This is a genomic window from Acinetobacter sp. RG5 (assembly GCF_031844265.1).
Taxonomy (GTDB): domain Bacteria; phylum Pseudomonadota; class Gammaproteobacteria; order Pseudomonadales; family Moraxellaceae; genus Acinetobacter.
The window spans coordinates 21517-40620 of record NZ_JAUZUV010000001.1; the positions used below are offsets into that span (position 1 = coordinate 21517).

The window sequence follows — 19104 nt, forward strand, 5'->3', positions numbered from 1 at the left end:
TATGGCTCTCTTGCAAATTGCAGAACCAGGTCAATCAAGTGCACCACATGAACACCGCATTGCGATTGGTATCGATTTAGGCACCACCCACTCTTTGGTTGCCACGGTTCTTTCAGGTAAAGCCAAAGTACTTAATGACGAACAAGGTCGTGTGCTACTTCCTTCTATCGTGCATTATGCAGAACAACAGACTCAATACGGCAATGAAGCTGCGCCTTTCATTACTACTGACCCCAAAAACACCATCGTTTCTGTGAAACGATTTATGGGTCGTTCGAAAGCTGACATTAAATTCCAGCATCCTTATGCGTTGGTTGGTGAAGCAAATGAAATGCCGGCTTTTGAAACTGCACAAGGCCGTAAGACTCCGGTTGAGATTTCTGCAGAAATTTTAAAGCAGTTGAAAGACCGCGCTGAAGCCAGTCTGCAAAATCCGGTTAATGGTGCAGTGATTACTGTTCCGGCTTACTTCGATGAAGCACAGCGTCAGGCAACCCGTGATGCTGCCCAGCTTGCCGGCTTGAATGTTTTACGTTTGTTGAATGAGCCAACTGCTGCTGCTGTGGCTTATGGTCTTGATCAGGAAAGTAATCTGAGTACAGATCGCAACTATGTGATTTATGACTTGGGTGGCGGTACCTTTGACGTTTCGATTCTGCGTTTTAGTCAAGGTGTGTTTGAAGTTCTGGCAACCGGTGGCCACACTGCCCTCGGTGGTGATGACCTGGATCGTTTGATCCTGAAATGGGCCAAGAAACAACTGAATATTGACACTTTGAATGATGCCGAATATGCACATTTTGTCGTTGCGGCACGTAAAGCCAAAGAAGCTTTGTCGGATGCAGATTCAGTTCAACTCAAATTGCTTGATCAAGTATTGACGCTTGACCGCCCGACATTTGAAGAGATCATCAAAGTTGCTTTGGATAAAACCATCAGCGTATGTAAGCGTGTGATGCGTGATGCTAAGCTTGAACTGGATGACATTCAAAATGTCGTTTTGGTCGGTGGCTCAACCCGTTCTTATGCAGTACAAAAAGCCGTGCGTGAAGTGTTCAACCAAGAACCGCTTTGCACCATTAACCCGGATGAAGTGGTTGCGATTGGCGCATCAATTACTGCGAACCAATTGATTGGCAACTCAACTGATGGCTCATTACTATTAGACGTGACGCCTCTGTCTCTTGGTCTTGAAACCATGGGCGGACTGGTTGAACGATTAATTTCGCGTAATACTGCGATTCCAGTCGCTCGTCGTCAGGAATTTACCACTTATCAAGATGGCCAGACTGCCATGTTGATTCATGTGGTTCAAGGTGAACGTGATCTGGTTGAGCATTGCCGTAGTTTAGGGCGTTTTGTCCTGCATGGCATTCCACCAATGACTGCCGGTCAGGCACGTATTGAAGTGACGTTCCAGGTCGATGCAGATGGCTTGCTGACTGTATCTGCCAAAGAAACCACCTCTGGCGTGACGGCTCAAATCGATATCAAACCATCTTATGGTTTATCGGGTGAAGATACTGAACGTCTGTTGCTAGACGGTTATAAGTTCGCTGAAGAAGATAAGAATCTTCGTCATTTGAATGAAACCAAAGTGGAAGCACAGCGTGAGCTGGAAGCACTGGTTCAGGCACTCAAAGCGGATGCCGGTCTGTTGACTGAAGATCAACTTGCAGCACTGCAAACTGCGCAAGCACAACTTGAAACTCAGCTTCAGGGTTCAGATATCAAAGCGATTGAATCTGCCGTTGAACAGCTTAAAATACATAGTGATGCTTTTGCAGCAGCACGTATGAATCAACATATTGATGCAGCTCTTAAGGGCACTAAACTCGACGACTGGTCAAACTCAAACTAATTTAAGGTAACGACTATGCCACGTATTAAAGTTCTTCCACATGCGCAGATTTGCCCCGAAGGTGCTGAGTTTGAAGTCGAACAAAATGCCAATCTTTGCGAAAGCCTGCTAAAAAATGGCATTAAAATCGAACATGCTTGCGATATGTCAGCAGCGTGTACCACCTGCCATGTAGTGGTACGCAAAGGTTTTGACAGCCTGGAAGAAATGGATGATGTTGAAGCTGACTTACTCGATCGTGCCTGGGGTTTAGAACCTGATTCACGTCTTTCTTGTCAGGTTAAACTGGACGATGAAGATCTGGAAATTGAAATTCCAAAATACACCATTAACCATGCGTCAGAAAATCACTAAGATTTTCGTTGCAGGCTAAAATAAAAAACCACGCTCAGGCGTGGTTTTTTCTCTTTATAAGAAACAATTAAAGTAAATTTACATGAACTTTAAATGTGTTCAATTACTTCATCCTCAAGCTTCAATTTGACAATACCTTGTGAATTGGTCATTTTCTGCTGAGTTTCAATGCGTTTAATCATTTTTTCTAGTACATGAATCAGCTCAGGATATTCAAAGTTTTGCACTTCATCCAGATTCAGCAATAAATGAAAGCCCTTATATTCATAATCGAACCAGCGCTGATACTCGACTTTCTGAGACGCATATTTTTCCATGACCTGCCAGGTTCTTACAGGTGCTTTAATGCCTTTCAAGAATATCGGCTTTTTCGGTGCACAAAGATAATCATCTTTGATCAGATTATGAGTATCTTCCGAAATCAGGATTTCATCGACTTCCGCTGCACTTTGCAAACGCGCTGCCAGATTGGCATCACGTCCTACAATGGTATAAGCCATACGATGCGTAGCCCCATAATTCCCTACGTGGCAATAACCGGTTGAAATCCCCATGCGGATATGCAGTGGCGGATAACCCATTTTAATCCAGCGTTCCCGCAGCAATTTCATTTGCTGACGCATCGCCAATGCCATTTCCATACAGTTCTTAGCATCCTGTTCCACACCTTCGGAGTTCGGATCACCAAAGAAAATCAGGATGGCATCACCCATGAATTTATCGACAGTCGCTTCATAATTTTTAGCGATTTCGGTCATATGCCGAAGATAGTCATTCAACAGGAATGCTAAATCATCTGGAATCAGAGTTTCAGATAGCTCTGTAAAGCCTTGAATATCAGAGAAAAAGATCGTCAACTTTTTACGTTTATATTCAATTTTGGCTTCAGATTCACCTTTCATAATGGATTGCCATAACTGCACGGGCGCATAGCGACTCAGCTGATTGGCAAATTCCATATAACGGTTCATCTGTTCGAAATAATGGTCTTTTTTCTGGGTCATGTATTGCACACGACCACTTTGATAAAAACTTCCGACACCAAAATAGGTAATCAGACAGATAAAGCCTAAAACGGTCAACTCACTGCTGGTCGGTTCGAAATAATTATTAAACCCAAAGACCAGAATATTGGCCAGATAAAAAAGCGTAATCCCGATCAGGCTGGCTAGAGATGCCATCATAAATGAAATTTTATTGCTGATCGCGGTATAGAGCACTGCGACCAGACCCAGCAAGGACAAGACCAAGTCCAGATGCACGGCCGCCAAAACCACCGAAATGACAATGACATCAATCAGGAAAAGAATATTACGCCGGATGTGATAATCATGACGATAGATCAGCCAGCGAGATAGTTTCGGTGTAATTAGCAAAACCAGAAACAAAAAAAATGGAACAAAAAGCTGATACTCGGTATCTGGTTCAGTGTAATGAAAGACGACCAGAACCAGAGACAGCATGATATATCCCATCATGCGATGGAAATACTCAAACTGATGGGGTTCTTTTTGAATCCAGTCGTCTAATTGCACTCACTCACTCCCTGAAGTCCGCAACTGTTCATGGTTCTCGGAATGCCTTGGCTGATTAGTCCATGCGCCAGTCAAATGGCATGTCGCCCTGACCACGTAAAGCCAGCATTAAGGTTTGACGCATATGTGCCAATACTTCACTGCTATAAGGAACAGCAGATGTACCCCAAACAGGCTTCGGCCATGCAACGTCGTTCTGATAACGAACTACATGATGAAAATGCAATTGCGGCACCATATTACCCAGCGCTGCTACATTCATTTTATCTGCACGGAAAACACGTGCCAGCTGGCTTGATAACCAGCTTGACTCTCTTAAAAACTGCTCTTGGTCAGCTTGGCTCAATTCATATAATTCAGAGACACCCGGCACACGTGGAATCAGAATGAGCCAGGGAAATTGCATATCATTCATCAAACGACATGTTGACAAAGGAAAGTCGCCTACAAAAAAAGTATCTTGAGCAAGTTGTGGATGCAAACTAAACATATCTTTATAAATGATGCAAAATTAGAATGATGGCTAATACTAACATATCCAACTGAAGCTGAATATTGGAAGCAATGTGTTTAAAGACAAATTCTCATGATTTGTTGCAAAGCAGATCACAACAATCACTCTAAACAATTCATCAAAAAAATCAAGCCTGTCGTTCCTGCAAATTTCATCCTGTAATGTAATCCCAGCTGAATTTTCAGGCTGATTTAATCGAATAAAATCAGTGCAATTCTTTAAGTAGACTGTCCAGCAAATCCTGAATAAACTGAATCCGTTTTTGATAATCTTCCAGCATGACCATGACTTTCAGACGTTGACCGCCATCCATACGGAAATAGGTCGGATGTTTCTGCATCATCTGAATAATCGTCATGGCTTGAACCGGCGTGTCCGGTGCAAATTCAATATGCCCGCCCTGACTGCTGATATCAATTTTGGTGATGCCGAGCTGCTCGGCTTTCAGGCGAATCTGGTGTACAGCAAATAACTGCTTGACCGGCTGTGGCGGTATCCCAAAACGGTCTATTAGCTCCATGCGGATATTATCCAGTTTTTCCTGGGTATCAGTATTACTGATGCGTTTATAGAACAACAGACGTTGATGGACATCACCCAGATATTCATCTGGAATCAACGCTGGCATATGCAGGGTAATTTCGGCAGTCAATGACAATGGTGCATCGAAGTTTGGCGTTTTGCCTTTTTGAATGGCTTTGGTGGCTTTTTCCAGCATTTCCATATACAGGCTATAACCAATGGCCTGCATCGAACCACTCTGCTGCTCACCGAGTAACTCACCTGCGCCGCGAATTTCCAGATCTTCGGTTGCCAGCATAAAACCGGCACCCAAGGTCGAAGCACGCTGAATGGCATCCAGACGTTTTTCTGCATCACCTTTTAAGGCTTTTAAAGACGGCACCATTAAGTAGGCATAAGCCTGATGGTGTGAGCGTCCTACACGTCCGCGTAGCTGATGTAATTGTGCCAGGCCCAGCTTGTCAGCACGTTCAATCAGAATGGTATTGGCATTCGGAACATCAATCCCGGTTTCAATAATGGTCGAACATACCAGAACATTGTATTCCTTGTGATAGAACTGCTGCATCACCTGCTCCAGTTCACGTTCACGCATCTGCCCGTGGGCCACAATCACCCGCGCTTCCGGCACCAATTTAAGGATATGCTCAGCGGCACGATCGATTGTATCAACTTCATTATGCAAAAAATAAACCTGACCACCGCGCAGCAATTCACGCAGAATCGCTTCTTTAATGGTGTCATCGGTATGTTCCTGCACAAAGGTTTTCACCGCAAGACGGCGTGCCGGCGGTGTGGCGATAATCGACAGATCACGCATGCCACTAAAGGCCATATTCAGTGTCCGTGGAATTGGAGTTGCAGTCAGTGTCAACATGTCGACATCGGCACGCATGGCCTTGATTCGTTCCTTGTCGCGCACCCCGAAACGATGCTCTTCATCGACAATCATCAAGCCAAGATTCTTAAACTGAACATTTTCCTGCAAAATCTTATGTGTACCAATCACAATATCGACTTTACCTTCAATCAGGTCGTCAATGGTCTTGGTATGTGCTTTGGAAGAGCCGAAACGTGACAGCACTTCAATCCGGACTGGCCAGTCGGCGAAGCGGTCTTTGAATGAATCATAATGCTGCTGTGCCAGCAAAGTGGTCGGTACCAGAATCGCCACCTGCCGGTTATTCTGTACTGCAACAAATGCGGCACGCATTGCGACTTCTGTCTTACCGAAACCCACATCACCACACACCAGACGATCCATCGGCTTGGCCTGCTGCATGTCATGCAACGTCGCTTCAATCGCATTGGCCTGATCCAGTGTTTCTTCATACGCAAAGCCACTAGCAAATTGCATATACAGGCTTTGATCGACTTCAAAACTGATCCCGGGCTTGGAAGCACGACGTGCCTGAATATGCAGCAATTCGGCCGCGACATCGTGAATCTGTTCCAGCGCTTTACGTTTGGCTTTATTCCACGCATCTGTACCCAGTTTATGCAAAGGTGCCAGATCCGGATCACCACCACTATACCGGCTAATTAAGTGCAGATTGGTCACCGGCACGTAGACTTTGGCGGCATCCGCATAATCCAGCTGCAAAAATTCGTGATCCTGATCATCAATACTTAGGGTGACCAGACCGGCATAACGTCCGACCCCATAATCGATATGTACCACAGGCGCGCCCATGGTCAGCTCAGTTAGACTTCGGATCAGAAACTCTTCGGAAACTTCCTGTTGACGTTTGCGACGGCGCTGTACCACGCGATGTTCATACAGCTGATTTTCAGAAATTACGCTGACACGATCGGTCAATACCAGACCACGCTCTAAAGGCGCATTGGTAATGGCAATTGCATACAGAGATTTAATAAAATTATCGAAATTATCAACTGTTGGAATATCACCCAGACTTGGTCGCAAAGCATCTTTGAGGCTTTCCCTGCGGCCGGCACTCTCGGCCACCAGCAATACCGGATGATTGGCCTGATCGATATATTTTTTGACTTCATGAAACGGTTTTTCACGTTTCGGATCGACGGGCAGGCGCGGTGGCAGCTGGGTATCAAGATTCAATACGCCGGCTTTTTGCTCAAAAGGCGTTTGGGCCGCAATCACACGTGCAAACTGATTCAGCTGTTCCAGAACCTGATTGGTCTGAAAAAACAGACTTTCTGGCGGCATGATCGGCTGATCGACATTGTGACGGCGATCTTCATAACGGCGCACTACATCTTGCCAAAACTGGCTGAGACTTTCGTCCAGAGCCTTATCTGTAATGACAATGCCATTCTTAGGTAAGTATGAAATTAGCGAACTTTGACCTTGCATGGCTTCAGCACTGAAAAACAACGGTAAATAGAACTCGATGCCCGGCGAGTCAATCCCATCCATGACATCCTGATAGATCGGATTTTTCTTTGGATTAGCAGTCGGGAAAAACTCGGCATAACGGTCACGGAATGTCGCACGGCCTTCCTTGAGTGGGAATTCTTGTGCTGGCAAGACCGTAAACTGTTGCAGACTTTGTGTGGTGCGCTGGGTTTCGGAGTCAAAAAATTTCAGGGTTTCAATTTCATCATCAAACAGGTCGATCCGGATCGGCGCTTCCTGCCCCGAGGCATAAATATCCATGATACTGCCGCGAACTGCAAATTCACCAGGATCATAAACAGTATCCACCAGATGATAACCGGCCTGAATCAGCTTTTTCTTTTGTTGTTCCAGATCAAATTTCTGTCCGACATGAATATCAAAATGCTCGCCCAAAATCCATGAAGTCGGCGCGACACGCTGTGCCAAAGTTGAAGCTGAAAGTAACAGCACCCCTGTTTTTGGCATATTGGATAAAATCGCCAGACGTTCCGAGACAATATCCTGATGCGGAGACAGACGATCATAAGGCAAAATTTCCCAGTCTGGAAAAATCGTGGGTTTAATCCCGTAAAATTCCAGCTCACTTTCCAATTGACCCAAATGCTGATTGTTGCGTGCAATCACGATAAACAAGCGCGATTGCTGTGCGACGATTTCTTTGAGCAGCAATGCTGTCGAGGAACCTTGCAGATTGCCTAACCAGCGTTTCTCGCCTGCTTTGAGTTGAGGTAAATTGAGTTGGGAAATTTCTTGTTGGAACATGGATATAGCTTTAAAGTCTAAATAACCTGAGGCTTATACTAGCACGATGATCTGCGGATATTTTGTTATTTTTATGCAGTCTTGCCCCATGTATACACCTCGATTGCAAGGCACTTTTAACGCTTATTTTTTCTCGCGCAGGAAGTTACGATAATAATCATTTAACTTCTTGAGAATCATTTTAAATTGCAGCAGGTTCTCTTCAGTATTTCCTAAAGTCGTATTAAAACGCTGATGGGCAATTTCCAGATCAATTTTTTCATTGATCAGCATCGCGGTGTCATATAACGCTTTTAAATCATCAAACTGTTTTAAACGGCGATTCGACAAATACTCTAATCGTGCACCCAATTCCTGATTGAGTTGAATACCATCGACGATATAACCAGTCCCTTCTACATACTGGATATTCTGCTCTTCTAAATATAGCTGTGCAGCAGTCGGTTTATTACTTTTAAATAATGCACTGATTTTATCAAACATCGCCATTTACCCAGCCAAATATAATTCAGCTTATAGTCTAGATGAAAATGCCTCAAATCCACATCCTGAACTTGAGGCAAATTATCAAAATAGCAGCGGTTCGATGTTACAGACGATTTAAGGTCTCTGGCTCTGTTAAGAAACCTGTTCGAGCTGATTCTCTGCTGAAGGGATTTCAGACACCAGATTTTCAAACGCAAAGATTTCTTCTAATTGCGTTGCACTTAATAAGCCCAGCTCCAACACCACTTGCGGCACAGTTTTATTTTCGCGCATACATTGTTTGCCGATTTCATCGCACTTGGCATGTCCCAGAATCGGTTCAAGCAAGGTCACAATCCCGACACTGCGCATGACGGAACTTAAACAAATCTGTTCATTGGCCTGAATACCAGCAATACATTTCTGATTTAGGGTTTGCATACCCTGGGTGAGAAGTTGAATCGATTCATTCATCGCCACGGCAATCACAGGTTCCATGACATTCAATTGTAGCTGCCCGGCTTCCGCAGCCATAGTAATAGTTAAATCATTACCAATCACCCGGAAGGCAATCTGATTGACCACTTCTGGAATTACCGGATTGATTTTTGCCGGCATGATCGAAGAACCTGCCTGTAATTCGGGTAAACGAATTTCAGCCAGACCTGTACGCGGTCCCGAACTGAGCAGGCGCAGATCATTACAGATTTTGGACAGTTTTACCGCCAGACGTTTTAAACTGCTCGACAAAATAATAAAGACGCCACAATCGCTGGTCGCCTCGACATAATCTGCCGCACCTTTTAAAGGCAAACCCGTCAGATGCGCCAAGATTTCCACCACCCGCTTGGCATAGCCCAGCGGTGTATTGACCCCAGTCCCAATGGCGGTGGCGCCTAAATTGACTTCCAGCAATAACTGTCGCATCTGCCCAATCAGCTTCAGATCTTCTTTTAATAAGGTGGCAAATGCCCGGAATTCCTGTTCCATTGTCATCGGAACTGCATCTTGTAACTGGGTACGTCCCATCTTGATGACATATTCAAATTCGGCAGCTTTATGGTCGATACTGTCAATCAATGCTTTAAGCACGCTCAACAATTCATCCAGACTGCTATAGGTCGCCAGACGCAAAGCCGTTGGATAGACATCATTGGTCGATTGCGAGGTATTGACGTGATCATTCGGATGCAGAATGTGATAATCACCTTTCTGATGGCCCGACATTTCTAGGGCAATATTGGCAATCACCTCATTGGTATTCATATTGATGGAGGTTCCGGCACCGCCCTGATAAGGATCAAGTGGAAATGCTGCTTGCCACGCTTCTGGATGCTGAATCAATTCATCACAAGCTTTCTGAATGGCAGTACTGGTCTGCTCGGACAATTTTTGAAAATGTAGATTGGCCTGTGCCGAAGCTTTTTTCACTTGGGCCAAAGCACGAATAAAATGTGTTTGTTGCCCCACCGCCAATCCGGAAATCTTAAAATTTTCGATGGCACGTAAGGTATGAATCCCATAATAGCTATGCAACGGGATTTGTTTTTCCCCCAATAAATCACATTCAAGGCGGGTCGGTTCAATTTGAAGCATATTGTCCACTAAAAAATACTCTTGGCGATGCACCGTATTTGGTGTGACATTAATATGAGCAAACAAATACAGGCCTAATAGGAAGACTTTAACCTAGATTTGCTACGATTTATTACCAATACGCTAAAGCTGTGAGTTTTGTAAGATTGTGTAAGCAATTGGCTCAAATTCAAATATTTTAATTATTTATTAAAAATTTCCACTTTCCCCCTGAATTCGACGTCGTATTACCTTTTATCTACTCAAGTTATTCCTGATTCAATTTCAGTGAATTACCACTCTATTTACAATAGGCATACATAAAAGCTGTGTAATTGTTACAGAGTGTAATTTTTAAACCATGCTTGAATCACCTCCTTGCGATCTCAGTACAAAAAATCATCTTGGACGATGATTTCCATATTTACAGGATGACCTGCCTATGACTTATTTAAACCCCACCCTGATTACCTTCATGTTTTATATTATCGCCATGATTGCAATCGGTTTATATGCTTATCGTGCCACCTCCAATTTTGACGAATATATTCTAGGTGGACGAAGTCTGGGCAGTGTCGTTACTGCACTTTCGGCGGGCGCATCGGATATGAGTGGCTGGCTATTGATGGGTCTTCCGGGAGCCATTTACCTGTCTGGCCTGTCAGAAGCATGGATTGCGATCGGTTTGATTATCGGTGCATGGCTGAACTGGTTACTGGTGGCAGGTCGACTGCGTGCCCATACTGAATATCAGAACAATGCCCTGACCTTGCCGGATTATTTCACCAGCCGATTTTCCGACCGTAAACGCATTTTACGGGTCTTGTCTGCCTTGGTGATTCTGGTGTTTTTTGCGATTTATTGTGCCTCAGGCATGGTCGCAGGTGCACGACTGTTTGAAAGCCTGTTTGGCTGGGATTACACCACAGCGCTTGTGATTGGTGCGATGGCGACGATTCTTTATGTTTGTATTGGTGGCTTTTTGGCGATCAGCTGGACAGATACATTCCAGGCCGGTTTGATGATTTTTGCCTTATTGCTGACTCCGATCATTACCTTCTTGGCTCTGGGCGACAACAGCCAGCAAGTGAGTGTTATCCTTGAATCGGCTCGCCCACATGCTTCAAGCATGCTTGAAGGTTTAAGCACCGTTGCGATTATTTCCAGTCTGGCTTGGGGCTTGGGTTATTTTGGTCAGCCGCATATTCTGGTGCGTTTTATGGCAGCAGATTCGGTCAAAACCATTCCTGCTGCACGCCGTATTGGCATGACCTGGATGATTCTATGCCTAGGCGGTGCAGTGGCTGCCGGTTATATCGGTATTGCCTACTTCAGTGTCAATCCCGCATTGGCTTCGGTGGTGAATCAAAACCCTGAAACGGTATTTATGGAGTTGACCAAAATCCTGTTTAATCCATGGATTGCCGGAATCATTCTGGCTGCTATCTTGGCGGCAATTATGAGCACCTTGAGCTGTCAGCTTCTGGTCTGCTCAACCACCCTGACCGAAGATTTATATAAGAGTTTCCTGCGTAAAAATGCTTCACAAAAAGAACTGATCTGGGTCGGTCGCGGCATGGTCTTAGTGATCGCGTTAGTTGCGATTTCACTGGCAATTAATCCGAACAGTAAGGTTTTGGGTCTAGTGGCTTATGCCTGGGCCGGCTTTGGTGCTGCATTTGGCCCACTGATTATCCTGTCTCTCTTCTGGAAACGAATGACCCTCAACGGCGCAATTGTGGGTATGGTTGTTGGTGCCGTGGCTGTAATTGTCTGGAAAAATTACATGGGCGATACCGGTCTGTATGAGATTATTCCGGGCTTTATTCTGGCGATCCTCAGCATTATCATCGTTAGCCTGCTGGATAAAGCACCTAGCGAAGATGTGGTTCATCGTTTTGAAATGGCTAAAGCCGAGTATCAAAAAGAAATGGCAGAAATGGAAAAATAATCATCTTTTTACTTGAATATAAAAGGGACTTAATCGTCCCTTTTATATTTTTATCTTCTCGGATGAGGCACTTGCGAATTACTTAGCTTTTCCCGGCATTTTCAGATGGATCTGCTGACTTTCTTTAATCACTTCCATCACCGGATAACTGCGCGTTTCCTTAATTCCGGGCAATTGCCACAAGATCTGACCAGAGATTTTCCGAAACTCATCCATATTGGCACAACGGATTTTCACCACGAAATCGAAGCCGCCACTGATCATATGACATTCGATAATTTCAGGAATCTGCCGAACTGCATGAGAAAATTCATCTAAAACATTCGGTGTGGTTTTATCCAGTAAAATTTCAACAAAGACCACAAAACCATTATTCAACATCACGGGATTGAGGCGCGCTTCATAGCCCACAATAAAACCTTCCCGGGTCAGCTTTTGTACACGTGCCAAGGCTGCCGTAGGTGACAAATTGACCAGTTCAGCCAATTTGATATTGGACAGCTTGGCATCGGATTGCAATAAACCCAGTATACGAATATCTATACGGTCAAGGTTCAAATAAGGACTTGGCATTAGAATTATTCTCTAAAAAAAGCGAAAACTATAGTGAGATATTCGTCAAATATTCTGTGATTATAGATTAAAACTCATTCAACTCAAAGAACTGATTGACGCAGTACAGGAAGTCACTATGCCAACCACTCTCCGCCCAGATTCCATTTTAGATGCGGCCCAGCACTCGAACTATATTGCTGAATTTAAACATAAAAACCAATACGAAGAACGGATTAATACGGCATGGCGTCGTGCCGAAACGGATTGCGTCGAAGAGTTATTGGCCCATAGTGAAATTTCTTCCGAAATAAGTGACAAGATTCAGGCGCTTGCCTTTGATCTCGCACATTCCTTACGTGAACGTAAAAGTTCCACTGGGAAAGCCGGTATTGTCCAAGGCTTATTGCAGGAATTTTCTTTATCCTCTCAGGAAGGCATTGCCCTAATGTGTCTGGCAGAAGCCTTGCTGCGGATTCCGGACAAAGCCACACGTGACCTACTGATTCGAGACAAAATCAATCAAGGTAACTGGAAAGAACATTTGGGCCAGAGCCAATTGATGTTTGTGAATGCAGCAGCCTGGGGACTGATGCTGACCGGCAAGCTGATGGAAACCCCACAGCAAAAAAGCCTGTCTAGCTTATTGACCGGTCTTTTGGCACGCAGTGGCCGCGGGATTATCCGTAAGGCTGTCGATGTTGCCATGCGCATGATGGGCGAGCAGTTTGTCACGGGTGAAACCATTGATGAAGCCCTGAAAAATGCCGAACCGTTGGAAGAAAAAGGCTTTCGCTATTCCTATGACATGCTGGGTGAAGCAGCACTGACCGATCCGGATGCTGAACGTTATTATCAGGATTATCAGCAAGCCATTCATGCCATTGGTCAATCTTCGCAGGATAAGGATGTTTATGACGGGCCTGGCATTTCTATCAAACTCTCTGCGCTGCACCCCCGTTATCAGCGTTCGCAAATGGATCGCGTGCATGATGGGCTCTATGCAAAAGTACTGAAACTCGCGGTCTTGGCCAAGCAATACAATATTGGTTTAAATATCGATGCTGAAGAAAGTGATCGCCTTGAGATTTCACTTGAACTGTTAGAACGCCTGTGTTTTGAACCACAATTACAGGACTGGAAAGGCATTGGCTTTGTGATTCAGGCCTATCAGAAACGCTGCTTCTATGTAGTGGATTACATCATTGATCTGGCGAAGCGCAGCCAGAAACGCTTGATGATTCGTCTGGTCAAAGGCGCATATTGGGACAGCGAAATCAAGAAAGCCCAAATTGATGGAATGTCAGATTATCCGGTATTTACTCGTAAGGTGCATACGGATCTGTCTTATATTGCTTGTGCGCGTAAGCTGTTGGCTGAACCGGATTATATCTACCCACAATTTGCCACTCACAATGCACAAACGGTAGCGACGATCTATCAGCTGGCACAACCTGAGCAGTATTATGCCGGCCAATATGAGTTCCAATGTCTGCATGGCATGGGCGAACCACTGTATGAAAATGTCGTGGGCGATCCATCGAAAAATAAACTCGGTGTACCATGCCGGATCTATGCGCCCGTCGGCAATCATGAAACCTTGCTGGCTTATCTGGTGCGCCGCTTACTGGAAAATGGTGCCAATACCTCCTTCGTCAATCGTATTGCTGACAAAACCTTGAAAATTGAAGATTTGATTGAAAATCCACAGCAAACCATTTTAAAGGCATCAAAACAAGAAGGCGTGATGGGTGCCAAGCATCCCCAGATTCCCTATCCGCAAGATCTTTATACCGATGCACGATTGAACTCTTCAGGACTCGATTTGGCCAATGATGCTGAACTCAGTATTTTAAATGAAGTCGCATCCAGTCTGGCAAATACGCAATTTCAGTCAGCTGCTATGGGAACGGCATTTAGCAGCGTGGATACGCCCCATGCAGTTCCAGTGATCAATCCAGCACACCATCAGGATGTGGTCGGCACAGTCTATGAAGCAACTTCTGAACAGGCCGAAATTGCACTCACTCAAGCAGTTAATGCACAAAGTTTCTGGGCCAATCTGCCAAAAAATGAGCGTGCTGCCTGCCTGAATAAAGCCGCAGAACTGATGGAACAGCGTTTGCTTCCGCTCATGGTTCTTCTTTCTCGCGAAGCAGGTAAAACCTATGCCAATGCGATTGCCGAAGTACGTGAGGCGGTAGATTTCTTGCGTTACTATGCAGCTCAAGTTTTGGATCTCAGTGACAATGTACAGATCCAGCCTTTAGGTACTGTACTATGTATCAGTCCATGGAACTTCCCGCTGGCGATTTTTACCGGTCAGATTTCAGCAGCGCTGGTCGCTGGCAATACCGTGATTGCCAAACCGGCTGAACAAACACCGCTCATTGCAGCACAAGCCGTACAGATTTTATGGGAAGCCGGCATTCCGCAGGATGTGTTACAGCTATTGCCGGGCCGTGGTGAAACCATTGGTGCACAGCTCAGTGCAGATCCACGTATTCAGGGCATCATGTTTACCGGTTCCACCGAGGTCGCCCAAATTCTACAAAAAACCGTGGCAGAACGAATAAACCAGTTTGGAGAAAGCGTCACCCTGATTGCTGAAACTGGTGGTCAAAATGCCATGATTGTGGATTCATCTGCATTGACTGAACAGGTGGTGTTGGATGTTGTGAGCTCTGCCTATGACAGTGCCGGTCAGCGCTGTTCTGCCCTGCGTGTCCTTTGTGTGCAAGAGGATAATCTGGAGGCTGTTCGCAACATGCTCAAAGGTGCCATGCAACAGTTGCGCGTTGGCAATCCGGTCTTGCTGAAAACCGATATTGGTCCAGTGATTGATGCAGAAGCCCAGCAAAATATCCAAAAGCATATTGAGCAGATGCGCAGCAAAGGTCATACAGTTCATCAGTTGATGTTTAATCAGGACCAGACTGAATTAACTCCAGGAACATTCATTGCACCAACCCTGATTGAACTGCCAAATCTGGATGATCTGGAACGTGAAGTGTTTGGCCCGGTACTGCATCTGATCAGCTATAAATATGGCGAACTGGAACAGTTGTTAGATCAGATCAACAGCAAGGGTTATGGCCTGACCATGGGCTTGCACACGCGTATTGATGAAACCATGCAAACCGTGATTGCACGAGCGGAAGTCGGCAACCTGTATATCAACCGCAATATCGTTGGTGCGGTCGTGGGCGTCCAGCCCTTTGGTGGCGAAGGTCTGTCTGGCACCGGCCCGAAAGCAGGTGGCCCGTTGTATATCTACCGTTTAATGCATCAAGTATCCGAGAAAAAACTGGCGCAGCCTTATGCAGTTCAAGCGGGTCCAGCACTTGTTGAAAATAAACTTGTTCAGGAGTTTAAAGTCTGGGTAGCTAAAACTTTCCCAACTTTATCTTTAAAAGCACCTATGCAAATTGCGACTGGTCAAAGCTTTAGCCTGCAAGGTCCAACCGGTGAGGAAAATCAGTACCTAATCTTGCCACGAGAAAGTCTTCTATCTTTGGCACACACGGAGCAAGACCAGATTCAGCAAATTCTGGCAATTTTATCGGTCGGCAGTCGTCCTGCATTCCTAGCTGACAATACTTTTATTCTGAAATATTTACCAACCATGCCAGCCGCGATCAGCAAGCAATTTAAAGTGGTCCGGGATATTGAAACAGGCGCGTTTGATGCCGTCATGCATCATGGTGATTCTTCTGAACTGATTGATTTGCAAAAACGCATTGCAGGCCGAAAAGGTGCAATTATTGGTATCACCCATTTAAGTTCGGGCAACTATGATATTCCGGTCGAGCGATTTGTGATTGAACGCGCGATCAGTATCAATACGGCGGCGGCAGGCGGCAATGCCAGCTTGATGACGATGGATAATCTCTAAATCAGTCCAATCATCTCAGCATTTTTAGCTTAAATCTTTCCTCTTTATGGCCAAACCTCTCTCCTCAGAAGGTTTGGTCTTTTTTATGCAGCTTTTAAAGCGGCTTGACTACAATAGGCTTAGGCAGATCGGCAATTTTTTGCTACCATTTGCGCTTTAAAATATTTGCGATTTCTTACTGCATATGACTTCATCTTATCAGCAACAACTTGAAGCCAAAATTGAACGCATCAGCGCTCAGTTTGCCGAATATCAACCACCTGCTTTAGAAGTATTCCAGTCTCCTGAAAAATATTTCCGCATGCGTGCTGAATTCCGGATCTGGCATACTGAAGATGATCTGTTTTATGCCATGTTCGAACGTGACGAAAACAACAATAAAAAAGTGATTCGTATTGATGAGTTTCCAATTGCAGACCGCAGTATTAATAACTTGATGCCGCAACTACTGGCAGCATTCAAGGCAGATGCCAATCTGGGTCATCGTTTATTTGAAGTCCATTTTCTGGCGACGTTAAGTGGTCAGGTTCTGGTATCCCTGATTTATCACCGCAAGCTGGATGAAAGCTGGGAACCTGCAGCAAAAGCACTGGCGGAAAAACTGAATATTAAACTGATTGGCCGAAGCCGTGGCCAGAAATTCGTCCTGACTGATGAATATGTGGTGGAAGAACTGTCTGTTTTTGATCGTCACTATAAATATAAGCAGATCGAAAGCAGCTTCACCCAGCCCAATGCACAAGTTTGTCAAAAAATGCTGGAATGGGCATGTGATGCAGCGGAACAATCAGATAAAGATTTGCTGGAACTCTACTGTGGCAATGGGAACTTTACCCTGCCGCTTTCGACCAAATTCCGCCGTGTTTTGGCCACTGAATTAGCCAAATCTTCAGTTTATGCAGCTGAGTGGAATATTGAGCAGAACCAGATTGAAAATATTCAGGTTGCGCGTCTGTCTGCCGAAGAATTCACTCAAGCCTATAATGGCGAACGTGTTTTCCGTCGTTTGCAGGAAGCACAAATTGACATTTCGACTTATGATTTTGATACGGTATTTGTCGATCCACCGCGTGCTGGTATTGATGATGAAACGCTGAAACTGTTACAGCGTTTCCAGCGTATTATTTACATTTCTTGTAATCCAGATACCTTATATGACAATCTGAAACAGTTGTCTCAAACGCATAGAATCAGCAAGTTCGCCATGTTTGACCAGTTCCCGTATACACATCATGTTGAAACGGGTGTATTGTTGGAAAAAGTATAAAGAATTTGTTTCAATTTATTATATTGTTACAAAAATGGAGCTTTTTGAAGCTCCATTTTTTATACTATAAATCATGTATTTAATAATAAATATTGACTTGTACAGCAAGAAATATCGTTAGACCTTTAGGCTTCAATCGGAAATTTTCTAGCCTGACTGCTGCTTTTATCACATAGGTCCTATTGCTTTATTTATTTAATTGGCTATATTTCACTCTATGTTAGGTTGTTGTATGAAGGCTCTATGAGTTTTTGGCAAAAGTTGTTTTCTCATGAACAACACAATGAACACAAGAATCAAATTGCTTGTGTTGAAAATGATTGCTCTTGCAAGACAAATGAACAGCTTCTTGAAGCACTTTCTAAAGCTACTGATGAAGAAATCATCATCGGAATTAAAAAGGTTCTTGTATCTCGCGGCTATAGCCGCAAAGAACTGAATGAACTTCAGCACTTGCCATTGCAGTAATCGGCCAAGGTTACAGCCGTATAAAGAAAGCACTTGCGTAGTCAGGTGCTTTTTTTATGCTTGAAAGTTTAGTTTAAGGGTTTGGTCTTCTCTATTTCAGCATAGTTTATTAACTTCAACTTTAAAAGCTTCAGGGATCAGGCAGAAAATGTTGAATGACTTCCTTGATCCATGCTTTTGATTTTGCAGAAATTTTAGTAATTGCTTAGGCTATTTAAAACCTTTATCAGAAGAATATGTTCTAAATTCTGCTCTCTTCTAGCTCCTTTAAAACTTGGCTTAATAACTCTTCAATTCTGATCTGAAACTCAGGCAAGGCATCGATTAATTTAGCAAAACACAGTACACTTCCTATTAAACGACAATGCTTTTTTAAATGGCTTAATTCTGATATGCAACAGACTAAACGGTTTCCCATAGGCGCACATCTTATGGTTAAACATTTCGGTTATACCCATCATGGGATTTACGCCGGACGTGGTCGTGTCATTCATTATTCGGGCTTTGCGCATTTATTCAAGAAACGCCCGATTGAAATAACTTCTATTGAAAAATTCAGTCATGGCAAACCAATTCATATGCAACATTATGACTCGGCAAAATATAAAGGTCGTAAAGTGGTGCGCCGCATGCGGTCCAGAATGCATGAAAACAACTATCATCTGATTATTAATAATTGCGAACATTTGTGTACCTGGGCGATTACCGGTGTGGAAAGTAGCCCGCAAGTAATTTATATGATGAATCGCCTGACCACGATTGGTTATATTAGCTCGATGATGAGTTTTATGAACAGCATGTTCCTGACCCTGACCACGACCAGTTTCGCATTGGCGCTGTACATCAAGAAAAAACTCAGAGATAAAGCCAATCTGCGTTTGCAACAATACCGTGAATTGCAAGATCAGGCTAAAACCAAAGTGTCAGACCTGACCAATCTTAAACATCGTTAATTTAAAGCTCAGCCTGCCGATGATTTTTTGTGAGCAAGAAATTTTAAGTT

Annotated in this window: 13 protein-coding genes; 7 read left to right on the top strand and 6 right to left on the bottom strand. The window is 44.3% G+C overall.

The genetic code is table 11. The features are described 5' to 3' along the window. The first annotated feature begins 1 nt into the window (after position 1). A complete protein-coding gene (gene hscA / locus Q9R21_RS00120) occupies positions 2-1861 on the top strand; it encodes a Fe-S protein assembly chaperone HscA (RefSeq protein WP_005107162.1) in 1860 nt (619 codons plus the stop codon). Positions 1862-1876: 15 nt separating this feature from the next. Next, the gene (gene fdx / locus Q9R21_RS00125) at positions 1877-2215 is read left to right on the top strand and encodes an ISC system 2Fe-2S type ferredoxin (protein WP_004279821.1); all 339 of its coding nucleotides are present in this window, start codon (positions 1877-1879) and stop codon (positions 2213-2215) included. A gap of 89 nt (positions 2216-2304) precedes the next feature. Here the strand turns inward: fdx and Q9R21_RS00130 are convergent, their stop codons facing one another. The 5 genes from Q9R21_RS00130 to Q9R21_RS00150 all read right to left on the bottom strand — a co-directional run bounded on the left by Q9R21_RS00130 (position 2305) and on the right by Q9R21_RS00150 (position 9989). Further along, on the bottom strand, positions 2305-3750 hold the full coding sequence (locus Q9R21_RS00130) for an adenylate/guanylate cyclase domain-containing protein (RefSeq protein ID WP_044110083.1): 1446 nt from the start codon (positions 3748-3750) through the stop codon (positions 2305-2307). A 55-nt stretch (positions 3751-3805) separates the two neighbouring features. After that, positions 3806-4240, bottom strand: a complete 435-nt coding sequence (locus Q9R21_RS00135) for an HIT domain-containing protein (protein ID WP_005246565.1) — start codon at positions 4238-4240, stop codon at positions 3806-3808. A 229-nt stretch (positions 4241-4469) separates the two neighbouring features. Then, positions 4470-7928 (bottom strand): transcription-repair coupling factor, encoded by a 3459-nt coding sequence (gene mfd, locus Q9R21_RS00140; RefSeq protein ID WP_311203452.1) that lies wholly within the window; start codon positions 7926-7928, stop codon positions 4470-4472. A gap of 123 nt (positions 7929-8051) precedes the next feature. Then, a complete protein-coding gene (locus Q9R21_RS00145) occupies positions 8052-8417 on the bottom strand; it encodes a hypothetical protein (RefSeq protein WP_311203453.1) in 366 nt (121 codons plus the stop codon). A 129-nt stretch (positions 8418-8546) separates the two neighbouring features. Then, positions 8547-9989 (bottom strand): aspartate ammonia-lyase, encoded by a 1443-nt coding sequence (locus Q9R21_RS00150; RefSeq protein ID WP_311203666.1) that lies wholly within the window; start codon positions 9987-9989, stop codon positions 8547-8549. Positions 9990-10410: 421 nt separating this feature from the next. On the opposite strand from Q9R21_RS00150, the gene putP reads away from it, so the two are divergent. Then, positions 10411-11919, top strand: a complete 1509-nt coding sequence (putP, locus tag Q9R21_RS00155) for a sodium/proline symporter PutP (protein ID WP_311203454.1) — start codon at positions 10411-10413, stop codon at positions 11917-11919. Between the two features lie 78 nt (positions 11920-11997). Here the strand turns inward: putP and Q9R21_RS00160 are convergent, their stop codons facing one another. Next, positions 11998-12492, bottom strand: a complete 495-nt coding sequence (locus Q9R21_RS00160; protein WP_004279833.1) for an Lrp/AsnC ligand binding domain-containing protein — start codon at positions 12490-12492, stop codon at positions 11998-12000. A 118-nt stretch (positions 12493-12610) separates the two neighbouring features. Between Q9R21_RS00160 and putA the strand changes: the two genes are divergently transcribed. From putA to Q9R21_RS00180, 4 genes are all read left to right on the top strand, one after another. Beyond that, complete coding sequence (gene putA / locus Q9R21_RS00165; RefSeq protein ID WP_311203455.1) at positions 12611-16366, top strand: trifunctional transcriptional regulator/proline dehydrogenase/L-glutamate gamma-semialdehyde dehydrogenase; 3756 nt, start codon at positions 12611-12613, stop codon at positions 16364-16366. Positions 16367-16550: 184 nt separating this feature from the next. Continuing rightward, the gene (trmA, locus tag Q9R21_RS00170) at positions 16551-17633 is read left to right on the top strand and encodes a tRNA (uridine(54)-C5)-methyltransferase TrmA (protein ID WP_311203456.1); all 1083 of its coding nucleotides are present in this window, start codon (positions 16551-16553) and stop codon (positions 17631-17633) included. Positions 17634-17876: 243 nt separating this feature from the next. Beyond that, entirely contained in the window at positions 17877-18101 is a 225-nt protein-coding gene (locus Q9R21_RS00175; RefSeq protein WP_004279838.1) for a hypothetical protein, read from the top strand. Positions 18102-18493: 392 nt separating this feature from the next. Beyond that, positions 18494-19054 carry a lecithin retinol acyltransferase family protein gene (locus tag Q9R21_RS00180; RefSeq protein WP_026055785.1) on the top strand — a complete coding sequence of 187 codons (561 nt, stop codon included), beginning with the start codon at positions 18494-18496 and terminating at the stop codon, positions 19052-19054. Positions 19055-19104 lie beyond the last annotated feature (50 nt).